Origin of the sequence: Limimonas halophila (genome assembly GCF_900100655.1) — a bacterium.
GTDB lineage: Bacteria > Pseudomonadota > Alphaproteobacteria > Kiloniellales > Rhodovibrionaceae > Limimonas > Limimonas halophila.
In genome coordinates this window covers 153864-166835 of the sequence record NZ_FNCE01000001.1, presented here as the reverse complement: position 1 = coordinate 166835, position 12972 = coordinate 153864, and the positions used below count along the sequence as shown (strand labels likewise).

Below are 12972 nucleotides of genomic sequence, written 5' to 3'. Positions count from 1 at the left end.
TGGGGATCATGGCCGAGGCGGCGGAAACAGCCACGCGCACGGTCCGGCTGACCGTTGACGCCAGCGACGCGAACGCGCGCGCGGACCGCGTGCTCGCCCGCGGCGCCGACGGGCTGTCGCGCAGCCGCATCAAGGGGCTGGTCGAGGCGGGCCACCTTGCCGTGGACGGGCGGACGGTGGCCGACCCGGCGCACCGGGTCAAGGCGGGCGCCGAGCTGACGCTGACGGTGCCGCCGGCCGCGCCGGCCAAACCGGAAGCCCAGGCGATCGCCCTGGATGTCGTTCACGAAGACCCCCATCTCATCGTCGTGATCAAGCCGGCCGGGATGGTGGTCCACCCCGCCCCGGGCGCGCCGGACGGCACGCTGGTCAACGCGCTGATCGCCCATTGCGGCGACGAGCTGACCGGCATCGGGGGCGAGCAGCGCCCGGGCATCGTCCACCGGCTCGACAAGGACACCAGCGGGCTCATGGTGGCGGCCAAGACGGAAACCGCCCACGCCGCGCTCGTGGAGCAGTTCGCCGCGCGCTCGATCGAGCGCAGCTACACGGCCGTGGTCTGGGGCGTGCCCGCCCCCACCGAAGGCGCCTGCACGAGCGCCATCGGCCGCCATCCCGTCGACCGCAAGCGCATGGCCGTGCGCCAGCGCGGCGGCCGCGCGGCGGAGACGCACTACCGCGTCACGCGCGTGCTGGGCGCGCGCACGGCCTCGCTGGTCGAGTGCCGGCTGAAGACCGGCCGCACGCACCAGATCCGCGTGCACTTGGCGCACGCGGGCCATCCGCTCGTGGCCGATCCGACCTACGGCCGGCGGCGCATCCCGGACGAACTGGCCGAGCCGGCGCGGCACGTCGTCGCGGGCCTGGGGCGGCAGGCGCTGCACGCCGCCACGCTGGGGTTCACGCACCCGGTCACGGGCGAGCGGCTGCGCTTCACGAGCCCGATTCCCCAGGACATTCAGGGTGTTATCGACGCATTCTCGGGGGGTTGAAAATCATGACAAGAACGGTCATATATGGCTTGCGGTCGGCAGGGGATTCGGCCTAAGATTCCGAACATGGCGGAACGCGTGGACGCGACGCGGGCGCAAGCTCGCGGCGCCATGCTGCGTCCGCCGCCTCGCACGACGCCATCGCCTCGAAGCGCGGCACACGGGCCGGTGCCGGATCTGGACGCCGGCCGCCGGGCACGCCGCGCCCGCGAGACGCGGTGACCGCACGCGGATGCGAGCGATCGTCCTGAAGGGGTTGAGACATGGCACAGCCGCAGCTTCCCACGGTTCCCAGCGAGGGCAACCTGACCCAGTACCTCCAGGAGATCCGCAAGTTCCCGATGCTGGAAGCGGACCAGGAGTACATGCTGGCGAAGCGCTGGCGCGAGCACAATGACGTGGACGCCGCGCATCAGCTCGTGACCAGTCACCTGCGGCTGGTCGCGAAGATCGCCATGGGCTACCGCGGTTACGGCCTGCCGCTGTCCGAGCTGATCTCGGAAGGCAACGTCGGCATGATGCAGGCCGTGAAGCGGTTCGACCCGGATCGCGGCTTCCGCCTGGCGACCTACGCCATGTGGTGGATCCGTGCGGCGATCCAGGAGTATATCCTGCACTCCTGGTCCATGGTTAAGATGGGCACGACGGCGGCGCAGAAGAAGCTCTTCTTCAACCTGCGCAAGCTCAAGGGCCAGATGCAGGCCATCGACGAGGGCGATCTGGACCCCGAGCAGGTCAGCGAGATCTCGGAGACGCTCAACGTCCCCGAGAACGACGTCATCAACATGAACCGCCGTCTGGGCAGCCACGATCACTCGCTGAACGCCCCGTTGCGCGTGGACGGCGACGGCGAGTGGCAGGACTGGCTCGTCGACGAGGGCGAGAACCAGGAAAGCCGCCTGGGCGAGACCGAGGAGCTGACCAAGCGGCGCGAGCTGCTGCGCGACGCGATGGAGTCCCTGAATGCCCGCGAGCGCCACATCCTGGAGGAGCGGCGCCTCAAGGAGGAGCCGACGACCCTGGAGGATCTGAGCCAGGAGTACGGCATCTCCCGCGAGCGCGTCCGCCAGATCGAGGTGCGGGCGTTCGAAAAGCTCCAGAAGGCGATGCGGAATGCCGCGCGCGAGAGCGTGGCGGCGTAACACCCGGCCATCAGCGCAGCTCCGCGAATGAAGCGCCGCAGGCGCACCCGAACCCAGCCGGTCCGTTCAGCGGGCCGGCTTTTTTGTTGGCCTATCGGGTGGAGAAGGCGTTGGGCGCGGAATCGTCCGTCGTGTCCGCCTCGTGTTCCTCGCCCGCGACCTCGTCGCCCCAGAGGTCGCGCAATTCCTCCTGGCGCTTTTGCAGCTGCTTGATGCGCGTGTCCGTGGCTACCTGGTAGTAGCGCCGCAGCAGCGGCGGCAGCCCCAGGAAGATGCCCCAGCCCACCGCCGCACCCGTGTAAGCGATCAGCCAGTAAATCGGCTGGGCAACGGTCATCAGGGCCTGGCTGAAGTGGTGCCCCAGGGACCACAGGTGGATGACGGCGGGCAGCGTGCCCACGCCGTTGAGCAGCCCCACGGTAACCGTCACCGAGTGCCCCGGCGTCTTGTCCGTCATCAGCGCCACGATCGTGGGCAGCAACAGAAAGCCGGCCACCACGGTCGTGGGCAGCAGGAAGACGGCCATGGGCACGATGAAGGCCGCCAGGGCCATCCACTGCCAGATCGAACGGCTCTTCTGATCCGCGCCCGCCGGGCTCTGATCCGTATCCTGGCTCATCCGCGTCCGCTTCCGCGATCGGTCATGTTACGAACAGCACCGTCATCATCACCAGCCCCAGGCCGGAGATCAGCGCCGAGATTGCGGTGGCCACGTTGCGCGTCGCCCGGGCCACGTTGCCGTCCGAGGTCAGGCCGCCGTCCTCCAGCCAGGCGATCTCCTGCTTGATCTGCTGGTACTCCTGCTCGGCCGCCTGGAACCCAGCGGCGTCGCGTTTGCGCAGCTCGCCGTCGTCGGCGGCGTTCACCAGTTCGATCAGCGAGGCGTTGTCGACCGCGCGCTGAACGCGTTGATCCGCCTTTTCCCGGGTTTTGCGGTTGTGGTACCCGGCGACGATGTCGCTGGCGAAGCGACCCGCCCAGGTGGTCAGCGCGGGCAGCTTCTTGGGTCCGTACTTCTTCTGCAGGCGCGCCAGCAGATGCAGCAACGCGCGCTTGCGGATCAGCTCCGACTGGCGCGCGGCGATGCTGGTGGCGATGCGCTCGATCGTCTGGGAATCCGTCCAGGAAATACAGAACGCGGCGATGTGGCGGTCGACCGGCTCGGTGTCGGGCGCGCCCGCCTCCGCGCGCTTTTCCAGCGCGGGCAGGAGGCGCTCGATGTGGTTGACGTACTGCCCGACCACCAGGGGTGAGAGACACGGGTAACCAACGTTGAACTCGTAGATGCAGCGCTCGATCCCGTAGCCGGGCTCGGACGAGCCCAGGAAGCTGTTGAGCCGCTCCGAGGCCGACATCAGCCGCGCGGTGTTCAGCGAGCGGTCGGTCTGCTGCTCCATCCAGCGCTGGGGCAGCTTGGCCAGGATGATCTCGGTCAGCAGCTCGCGGTCGCCCTCGCGGTTGTACGCCAGCGCCAGGGCTTCCGGGATGGCCTCCACGCGCACCGCCATGCTGCGGAAGCGGATGGGCGCGCGCGGGTCCAGCGCGATAAGCAGCTGGGCCAGCGCGCGGTCGTCGCTCTGCCCGCCGCTCTTGGCCATGACCTGCTGGATGCGGCTGGCGTGCTTCTCGTCGCCCAGGCTGCGCTCCGCCCATTCCTGGATCTCCCCCGAGCCCATGACGGCGATGGCGTTGCGCCAGTCCTGCGCCAGGGCGTGGGCGAGCGCGGGCGCGCTCCAGTACTGCTGCCCGTTGAAGCGGAAGCCGCGCCGCGCCTTGTTGGGAAGCGCCGCCTGCTTGGGGCTGAGCTGCCGCCCGGAGAGCCACATCTCCAGGTCGTCGATGTCCCAGCGGTCCTCCTCGTCGTCGGTCAGCAGGCCGCGCAGCGGCTCCATCAGCTTCAGCGACGCGCGCGTGCGCCCCATCAGCGCGGAATACGTGCCGACGGTCATCTTCTGCATGACGATGGCGTCGGCCGACCAATCCGCCATGGGATTGCCGCCGCGCAGCAGCATCGCCATGAGAACGCCGAGGGCGTAGAGGTCGTCGCGCGGATCGCCCGGGCCGCGGCCGATCACGTTGGCCTGCGCGCCCTGGATGGTCTCGTAGACCGGCGGCTGCACCGTCCCGGCCGGGTGGGCGATGCAATCGCCCAGCATCATCTCCTGGGTGGCGGGATCGCCGGTGTAGACGTTCTGCGCGCAGATGGCCCGGTGGGTCACGCCCCGGTCGAAGACCTCACGCAGCACGCGGGTCATGGGTTTGACCAGCCGCTCGACGAGCTGGTCCTCCCGCAGGGCCGGCATCCGGGCGTCGCTGCCGGCCGCCAGCAGGTCGCCGGTGGGCTGGTCCTGAACGACGGCGAAGCGCTGGTTGCCCTGCCCGTCCCAGGGCACGACACCCCAGTCCACGGGGGTGACGACGGGCTGTCCCTCGATGCGCGAGAGCGGCGGGATGATCTCTTCGCGCGGCGGGTGGGATTCGTCGAAGACGAGGGCGTAGAAGGTGCTGCCCGGCTCGCGGCTGTCGGTGGCCGCGTAGGCGTCCGCCGTTTGCGTGCTGAGCCCCGGGAGCTTCTGGCTGGTGTCGATGCGCACGTGGCGGCCGAGCTGCACCTGTCGGCGCCCGCCGCCGCGCTTCGGCGCGTCACCCTGCCCCTGGCTGGCGTCGCTCATGCCGGGCCCACTTGCCGTAAACCTCGTCCGGACAGGACGCCAGCCAAGCGCACACGAGCAAACATCGCGTTAACGCCCGGGGTCGAGCGCGACGGCGGCCGTGTCACGCCGCGCCGAAGGGGTCCGCAACCAGGATGGTGTCGGCCCGCTCGGGGCTGGTGGAGATCATCGTCACCGGCGCGCCGGTCAGGGCCTCGATGCGGCGCACGTAGGCGACAGCGTTTTCCGGCAACTCGTCCCAGGTGCGCGCGCCGTGGGTGGACTGCGACCACCCCGGCATCTCCTCGTACACCGGCTCCGCGCGCGCCTGGAGGCGCGGCGAGGCGGGCAGATGGTCCAGGTGTTCGCCGTCGACGCGGTAGCCGACGCCGATCTTCACCGTCTCCAGCCCGTCCAGCACGTCCAGCTTGGTCAGCGCGATGCCGTTGATCCCGCCGACGCTCACGGCCTGGCGCACGAGGGCGGCGTCGAACCAGCCGCAGCGCCGCGCGCGCCCGGTGACCGTCCCGAACTCGTTGCCGCGCTCGCCCAGGTGATGGCCGGTCTCGTCGTCCAGCTCCGTGGGGAAGGGGCCGCTGCCCACGCGTGTGGTGTAGGCCTTGGCGAGGCCCAGCGTGCAGTGCATGCGCCCGCCGAAGCCGGCGCCGGCCAGCGCCTGCCCCGCGAGGGTGTTGGAGCTGGTGACGAAGGGATAGGTGCCGTGGTCGACGTCCAGCATGGCGCCCTGGGCGCCCTCGAAAAGGATGTCGGCCCCCTCGCCGCGCGCCCCGTCGAGCACCTTCCAGGCGCGGTCCGCAAAGGGCAGGATGCGCGGTGCCACCGCGAGGAGTTGCTGGACGATCTCTTCGGCGTCCACCGGCTCGTCGCCCAGGCCGCGCAACAGGGCGTTGTGGTGCTGGAGCAGCGCGTCCACGCGCTCGCGCAGCAGGTCCTCGTCGGCCAGATCGCAGACGCGAACGGCGCGGCGGCCCACCTTGTCCTCGTAGGCGGGGCCGATGCCGCGCCCGGTGGTGCCGATGCGCCCGCCGCGGCCGGCGGCGGCCTCGCGCGCGCGGTCGACGCGGCTGTGCAGCGGCAGGATGAGGCAGGCGTTGTCGGCGATGCGCAGGCGATCCGGCGTCAGTTCCAGCCCCTGCCCGCGCACGCGCTCGATCTCCTCGGCCAGCGCCCAGGGATCGACGACCACGCCGTTGCCGATCACCGCCAGCTTGCCGGAGCGCACCACACCCGCCGGCAGCAGCGACAGCTTGTAGGTCGTGCCGTCGACCACGAGCGTGTGGCCGGCGTTGTGGCCGCCCTGAAAGCGCACCACGACGTCGGCGCGCTGGGACAGCCAGTCGACGACCTTGCCCTTGCCTTCGTCGCCCCACTGGGCGCCCACGACCGCGACGTTCGCCATCTAGCCGCTCCCCGACCCGGTTCGGACGGCCGCCACCCGGCCGTCCCGGTAGATGTGCCCGCACCCCAGCCGGGCCGCCTCGGCCTCGGCGTCGGGCTCCGGTTCCAGCCCCGCCACGGTCACCCAGCCGTCGGCCCGCAACCCGCGCGCGATCGAGGGATCGGTGCCCGCGGGCACGTACAGCCGCTCGGCGCGCGGCGCCGCCGGCAGGGCGCGCATGACGGTGTCCATGAATACGGTGAATCCCGTGGCCGCCTCGGTGGCGCCCACGTTGGCGTCGGCGGTGTAGCGCCCGCCGCGCCCGACCTCGGCGCGCACCCCGCGCGCGTAGAGCGTGAAGGACACGCCCGTCTGATACTCGAAGCCGCGGTGCTCGACCGGATCGACCGTCAGCGTCAGCTCCGGCAGCGCCGCGCGCACGCGCTCGACCACGCGCGCCAGCCGCTCCGCCTCGGGCCGGATCGCATCCGGCAGATCCAGGGCCTGCAGGCGCGGCAGCGCCGTTTCCGCCGGGCCGACCGCGCGCAGCAGGCCGCGAAACAGCTCGGCGTGCTCGCCCGCGAGCGTGTCCACCGACGCCGCGTCCTTGCGGTCCAGGGCCTGGCGCAGGCGGTCGGTCGTGTCAGCGTCCACCCCCAGGTGCGCGGCCAGCGCCCCCACCAGCGGCGGCAGGTTGAGGTCGACCGACAGGCGGGGCACGCCCACCTCCTGCAACGCCTCGACCGCCATCGTGACGGCCTCGGCGTCGGCGGCCTCGGCGTCGGTGCCGATCAGCTCCGCGCCCACCTGGGCGAACTGGCGCTCCGGGCGGAGCTGCGAGCCGGCGGTGCGCAGCACCTGCCCGGCGTAGCACAGCCGCAGCGGGCGCGGCGCGTGCCCCAGGCGCGAGGCGGCGACGCGGGCGACCTGCGGCGTGACGTCGGCGCGCAGCCCCAGCATCTTCTGGCTCACGGGGTCCATGAGGCGGAAGGTCTGCGCGCCCAGCGCGGCGCCCGCCCCGGCGAGCAGGGCATCCTCGAACTCCAGCATGGGCGGCTTGACGCGCTCGTAGCCGTGGCCGGCGAAGCAGCTCATCAGCCGCTCCACGGCCGCCGCCTCGTGGTCGGCGTCGGGCGGCAGCACGTCCTGCAGCCCATTGGGCAGCAGCGCGTTGGCGGGCGTTCGGGTCATGCGAAAGCCGGTCAGCTGGCGTGAACGATGGGTGTGCGGGAACCATCCCGGCGCGCACGCGCGCGGTCAAGCCGCGGGGCGGCGGTCACGCAGCCGGCGTCGGAGCCGTCTGCGCCGCGCACGCACCAAGCGGCGGGGTGTAGAGCACCAGCGCCGCCGCCTGCAACAGTGCGATACGGGAATCGGAGCCGGCTTACTCCGCGGCGGGGGCGTCGGCCATGTGCGCCTCGGCGTAGGCCTGCACCCGGCTCAACCCGCCCTGGAAGGCGTAGGCCTCGTAGCCGGCCTGCTGCATCAGCTCCGCCAGCACGGGCGTCTGCGTTCCGAAGGTGCAGTAGAGCACGTAGGTCCGGTCCTTGGGCAGCTCGCGGAAGGTGCGCGCGAGGCTGTCGGCGTCCCAGTGCTCGGCGCCCGGCGCGTGCCAGCGCCGGTACATGTGCCCCGGCTGGCAGTCGATCACGCGCGCGCCGGCGGGGATCTCGCCGGTGAACAGGAAGGGCTGGCGCAGGTCGTCCGCCGTGACGCTCATCACGTCGCGCACGGAGCGCTCGCTGACCGCCCGGTCGAGCAAGGCGCCGTCCAGCGCTTCCTCGTGCTTGTCCAGCGTCGCCGGACGGCAGCGCACCACCGGCCGCCCGGTGGAGAGGGCGCAGTACTCGCGGATGCGCTCGGACAGCGGCGCGGTGCCGATGCGCCGCGCCTCGGCCATGATCTCGTCCTTGTCGAAGCCGCACAGCGGGCGCAACACGGGGCGGTCGGCGACGGGGTCGATGGCGGAGAGGTTCGCCAGCGTCTGCGAGGACACCTGCCCGATCGCCTCCCCGGTGACGATGGCGTCGGCGCCCGTGTCCGCGGCCACGCGGCAGGCGGCGCGGTACATCAGCCGCTTGAGCACGACCTGCCAGCGGCTGGTCTTCACCTTCGCCTTCATGTCCGCGGTCACGTCGGAAAAATCGACGACGTGGAACTGCGGGCGCAGGCCGTGCGCCCAGGCGTGCGTCAGCACCGCCGCGATCTGGAGCACCAGCCGCTCGTACGCGCCGCCGCCCAGGTTGCAGAAGACGAAGTCGACGTGCGCGCCCCGGCGCATGATGCGCCACGCCGCCACGACGGAGTCGAACCCGCCCGACAGCAGCGCCACCGCGCGCCCCTGGATGCCGGCGGGCATGCCGCCGACGCCTTCGTGCCGTTCGCAGGTGATCACCGCGCGCCGGCCGAGCGCCTCGACGAAAACCGTGACGTCCGGGTTGTCCAGGTGGACCGTGCCCAGGTCGTTGAGCGCCGCCCCCAGCTTGCGCTCGACGTCCGGGGACTTGAAGGGCTGGCCGCCCTGGCGCTTGCAGCGAACGGCGTAGCGCTTGCCGCGCACCGTGTCGGCACAGGCTTCGCGGCCGATCTGCGTGATCGCGTCCAGCTCCGTGGGCGCCACCGCGGCTACCGGGGAAAAGCTGGAAATGCCGAAGACGCGCGGCAGCACCGCCATGGCGTCGTCGCGCCGGGGGGTGGTGATGAAGACACGCCCGAAGCTGACGCTCAGCTCGTGCTCGATGCCGTTGCGGGCGAGCGCATCGGCGATGTTGTCGCGCAGCGTGTGCTGCCAGAAACGGCGCGTGCGGCCGGATTTGATGGCCTCTTCCGGCCCCGGCCGCACCACGATCATGTCGTCGACCACGCGCGCGGTGTCCGCCACGGTGTCCGCCTCCATCCAATGGCTGTCGAAATCGCCGGCACCCCGACGCGGATGCGCGTTCGCTCGCGCTGCCACTTAAGACGTGCGCGGTTTCGCTTCAACAATGCCCTATTCGACGCCGTGTTCCGCCTTCAGATATTCGAAGGCCCAATCCAGCCACGGCAGCAGGGCCGCAACGTCGTCCGGATCGACGGTCGCACCGCCCCATATGCGCAGCGTCGGCGGGGCGTCGCGGTGGCCCATGAGGTCGTAGCCCGCTCCGTGCCCGGCGATCAGGTCGGCCATGCGCTGGATCAGTCGGCGCTGCTCGGGCTCGCCGTGGCGGCGAATCCAGGGGTCGACGGGGCGCAGGCACAGGCTCGTGGGCGCCTGCGTGGCCGGGTCGGCGGCGAGGAAATCCAGCCAGGCGCGCGCCGCCACCCACTCGGCGACCACGGCGCGGTTGGCTTCGGCCCGCGCCCGCAGCGCCGGCAGCCCGCCGAGGGACTCCGCCCAGGCGAGGGCATCGAGCGCATCCTCGACGCACAGCATCGAGGGGGTGTTGAGCGTCGCCCCCGCGAACAGGGCGTCCTTCACCCGCCCCTGCTCGGCCAGACGGAAGACCTTGGGCACGGGCCACGGCGGCGTGTGCGTCGCCAGCCGCGCGACGGCGCGGGGCGAGAGCGCGATCATGCCGTGCTGGGCCTCGCCGCCCAGGACCTTCTGCCAGGACCAGGTGGCGACATCCAGTCGGTCCCACGGCAGCTCCACGGCGAAGGCGGCCGAGGTGGCGTCGCAGATCGTCAGCCCGGCGCGGTCGGGGGCGATCCAGCGTGCGTCCGGCACCATGACGCCCGTGGTCGTGCCCACCCACGGGAAGACGACGTCGCGGCCGGCGTCGACCGCCGTCAGGTCGGGCAGCGCGCCGTCCGGGGCCTCCAGCACGCGCACCCCGTCGAGGTCGAGCTGGTCCACCACGTCGCGCAGCCAGGTGCGGCCGAAGCCGTCCCACGCCAGCACGTCCACGCCGCGCGCGCCGAGCAGGCTCCACAGCGCGGCCTCGAACGCGCCCGTGTCCGAGGCCGGCAGGATGGCGACGCGATGGCTGTCCGGAATGCCCAGCACGCCGCGCGAGCGCGCGATGACGGCGTTCAGCCGCTCCTGCGCGTCCGCGCTGCGGTGCGAGCGGCCGAGCAGCGCGCCCGTAAGCGCGTCGGCCGACCAGCCGGGGCGCTTGCGCGCGGGACCGGTGCAGAAGCGCGGATCGGCGGGCTTGCGGGCGGGCGGATCGGGGTACGGCACGAGCGCCTCCTGACACGGCGAAAAGGCTGATCGCGCCGGCCTGGGCCGGTCAATCGCACACGCCGGCCGGGTTTCATCAGCGACGCTCAGCCCGTCTCAATTCGTACGCCGAGCCGCCCTGGAAACGCGCCCATGCGCGTGGCATTTTTCGAGTTTGCGTCTTTCGTATCGCGCGTGCCGGTTCTCTCGACACGCCCCATGAGCATCCCTACAAGGCGCGTCGGTGTGCCGTGACCACGCGAACCGGGCCGGTGTGTGCCGGCACGCGCCGGAGCGCGGCACGTCCGATCCGACCGGGGGCCGGAGGCACCGATTCGATGGATGGCTCACTGATCATCGTGGGGATCGCCGTCGCGCTGTTCACGGGCGTGAACAACGGCGGCTCCTCCATCGGCGCGTCCTTCGGACCGGCCGTCGGCAGCGGCATCGTCGGCTACCGCATGGCCGGCATCCTGATGACGGGCGCGGTGCTCGCCGGCGGCCTGATCGTCGGCCCCAACGTGGTCGACACCCTGGGGCACAAGTTCGTCAGCGCCGAGCACATGTCGCTGCCCGCGGCCATCGGCGTGCTGCTGTTCACCAGCGCCGGCATCCTCTTCGGCAACCTGCGCGGCGTCTCCGTCAGCACCAGCGAGACGGCGGTGGGCGCCGTCGCGGGCCTGGGCGCCGCGCTCGGCGTGCTGAACTGGAAGACGCTGGCGATCGTCATCACGTGGTGGTTGGTTTCGCCGTTGATCGCGCTGGCGATCTCGGCGCTCATCGGGCGCTATTACTACCAGCGCCTGACCAGCGCGCTGCAACTCAACTCCGAATCGCGCAAGCCCATCGCCCGCATCGCGGTCGTGGTGATCGCCTGCTACATGGGCTTTTCCGCCGGCGCCTCGAACGTCGCCAACGCCGTGGCCCCGCTGGTGGGTGCGGGCGAGCTGGACATGACCTCCGGCATCCTCATGGGCGCGCTGGCGATGGGCGTGGGCGGCTTCATCTTCGGCCCCTACACGATGCGCACCGTGGGCACCGGCATCACCGACCTGTCCACGGAAGGCGCGCTGATCGCCATGGTCATCGCCGCCACGATCATCACGGTGCTCAGCTATGCCGGCATCCCCGTCAGCCTCGCCGTCACCGCCATCACCTGCGTCATCGGCATGGGCTGGGGCCGCCAACTCGCCGAGCAGGCCGAGCAGAAGGCCGACGGCGGCAACCCGGGGAACAACAACGGCCAGGTCCGCTTCTCCCGCGCCACGACCGCGCGCATCATCCTGACCTGGACCGGCTCGCCGGTGATCGCGTTCGCGCCGGCCTACGCCGTCTTCGCCCTCGCCCACGCCGCGGGGCTGATTTAATCCGGCTTCCGTTTGAGGATCTGCCAGGCGGTGAAGGTCATGACGCTGTCGCCGTGCTGGTTGCGCACGGTGTAGCCCATGCGGGCGCGGCCGCGGTCGGGCTTGGAGGTCGAGGGGGCGGCGTCCATGACCTCGATCTCGGTGGTCAGGGTGTCGCCCGGCTGGACGGGCTGGTGCCAGCGCATCTGATCGACGCCGGGCGAGCCCATCGACGCGGCGGTGAAGATGTTTTCCTGCACCGCCATGCGGATGGCGACGCAAAAGGTGTGCAGCCCGCTGGCGATCAGGGTGCCATAGGCCGAGTCCGCGGCCGCCACCTTGTCCATGTGGAAGGGCTGCGGGTCGTAGAGCTGGGCGAACTGGATGATGTCCGCTTCGGTGAGCGTCATGCCGTGCGTGGTGAAGCGGCGGCCGATGGTGAAGTCCTCGAAGTAAAGCGCGTCCGACATCCCACCTCCTCTTGCGCGCTGGTTTCCGGTTCACCCGGGCACGTCGATGCGCCCTTCCAGATAGAGGCTGCACCGCCCGCCGATGTGCACGCGCTCGCCGTCGAGCGTGCAGGCCAGTTCGCCCCCGCGCGCGGAGATCTGGCGCGCCGTGAAGCTGTCGCGGCCCAGCCGCCGCGCCCAGTAGGGCGTCAGCACAGCGTGGGCGGAGCCCGTGACCGGGTCTTCGGGAATGCCCGCGTGGGCGGCGAAATAGCGCGACACGAAGTCGTGCGCCTCCCCCGGGGCGGTGGCGATGACGCCGAAGCTGGGCAGCGCGGCGACCCGGCCGTGATCGGGGTCGAGGGCCGCGACCTCCGCCTGGGTGCCGAACACCGCCAGGGCCTTGCCGTCGCGGCCGTACCGCAGCACGCGCTCGGGCATCGCGCCCAGGGCATCGGCGAAGGGTTGGACGTCGTCCACTGGCTGCGGCGGCCGCGCCGGGAAGTCCAGCCAGTGGGTGTCCCCCGCGCGCGTCACACCGAGCACCCCGCTGCGCGAGGCGAAGCGCAGCGGCGACGTCGCGACGCCGCAGATTTCCGCCAGCACATAGGCGCTCGCCAGGGTGGCGTGGCCGCACAGATCGACCTCGACCGTGGGCGTGAACCAGCGCAGATCGTAGGCCGCCTCGCCGCGCGACGGCGCGAAGAAGGCGGTTTCGGAAAGGTTGTTCTCGGCCGCGATGGCCTGGAGCGTGGCGTCGTCCGGCCAGGTGGTCAGCGGGCAAACGCCGGCCGGGTTGCCGGTGAAGACGCCGTCGGCGAAGGCGTCGACCACGTAGTACGGCAGCTTCAT

At 71.5% G+C, this 12972-nt stretch carries 11 protein-coding genes; 3 read left to right on the top strand and 8 right to left on the bottom strand.

What is annotated here, in order from left to right:
- Positions 1–8: 8 nt before the first annotated feature.
- A complete protein-coding gene (locus tag BLQ43_RS00760; protein WP_218119073.1) occupies positions 9–992 on the top strand; it encodes an RluA family pseudouridine synthase in 984 nt (327 codons plus the stop codon).
- Between the two features lie 263 nt (positions 993–1255).
- Positions 1256–2134: an RNA polymerase sigma factor RpoH gene (rpoH, locus tag BLQ43_RS00755; protein WP_090018213.1), complete on the top strand. Its 879-nt coding sequence runs from the start codon at positions 1256–1258 to the stop codon at positions 2132–2134.
- Between the two features lie 91 nt (positions 2135–2225).
- Here the strand turns inward: rpoH and BLQ43_RS00750 are convergent, their stop codons facing one another.
- The 6 genes from BLQ43_RS00750 to BLQ43_RS00725 all read right to left on the bottom strand — a co-directional run bounded on the left by BLQ43_RS00750 (position 2226) and on the right by BLQ43_RS00725 (position 10346).
- A complete protein-coding gene (locus tag BLQ43_RS00750) occupies positions 2226–2753 on the bottom strand; it encodes a hypothetical protein (protein ID WP_090018212.1) in 528 nt (175 codons plus the stop codon).
- Between the two features lie 22 nt (positions 2754–2775).
- Positions 2776–4806 carry a serine/threonine-protein kinase gene (locus tag BLQ43_RS00745; RefSeq protein WP_090018211.1) on the bottom strand — a complete coding sequence of 677 codons (2031 nt, stop codon included), beginning with the start codon at positions 4804–4806 and terminating at the stop codon, positions 2776–2778.
- A gap of 103 nt (positions 4807–4909) precedes the next feature.
- Positions 4910–6205, bottom strand: a complete 1296-nt coding sequence (locus BLQ43_RS00740; RefSeq protein ID WP_090018210.1) for an adenylosuccinate synthase — start codon at positions 6203–6205, stop codon at positions 4910–4912.
- Positions 6206–7375 carry an ATP phosphoribosyltransferase regulatory subunit gene (locus BLQ43_RS00735; protein ID WP_090018209.1) on the bottom strand — a complete coding sequence of 390 codons (1170 nt, stop codon included), beginning with the start codon at positions 7373–7375 and terminating at the stop codon, positions 6206–6208.
- A gap of 193 nt (positions 7376–7568) precedes the next feature.
- Positions 7569–9065, bottom strand: coding sequence for a tRNA sulfurtransferase (locus BLQ43_RS00730; protein WP_218119072.1), 1497 nt, complete (start codon positions 9063–9065; stop codon positions 7569–7571).
- 108 nt (positions 9066–9173) lie between these two features.
- Positions 9174–10346 (bottom strand): phosphoserine transaminase, encoded by a 1173-nt coding sequence (locus BLQ43_RS00725; protein ID WP_090018207.1) that lies wholly within the window; start codon positions 10344–10346, stop codon positions 9174–9176.
- Between the two features lie 317 nt (positions 10347–10663).
- On the opposite strand from BLQ43_RS00725, the gene BLQ43_RS00720 reads away from it, so the two are divergent.
- A complete protein-coding gene (locus tag BLQ43_RS00720) occupies positions 10664–11692 on the top strand; it encodes an inorganic phosphate transporter (RefSeq protein WP_090018206.1) in 1029 nt (342 codons plus the stop codon).
- Here the strand turns inward: BLQ43_RS00720 and BLQ43_RS00715 are convergent.
- A complete protein-coding gene (locus BLQ43_RS00715; RefSeq protein WP_090018205.1) occupies positions 11689–12141 on the bottom strand; it encodes a MaoC family dehydratase in 453 nt (150 codons plus the stop codon). The genes BLQ43_RS00720 and BLQ43_RS00715 overlap by 4 nt on opposite strands.
- 30 nt (positions 12142–12171) lie before the next feature.
- The gene (locus tag BLQ43_RS00710) at positions 12172–12972 is read right to left on the bottom strand and encodes a PhzF family phenazine biosynthesis protein (protein ID WP_090018204.1); all 801 of its coding nucleotides are present in this window, start codon (positions 12970–12972) and stop codon (positions 12172–12174) included.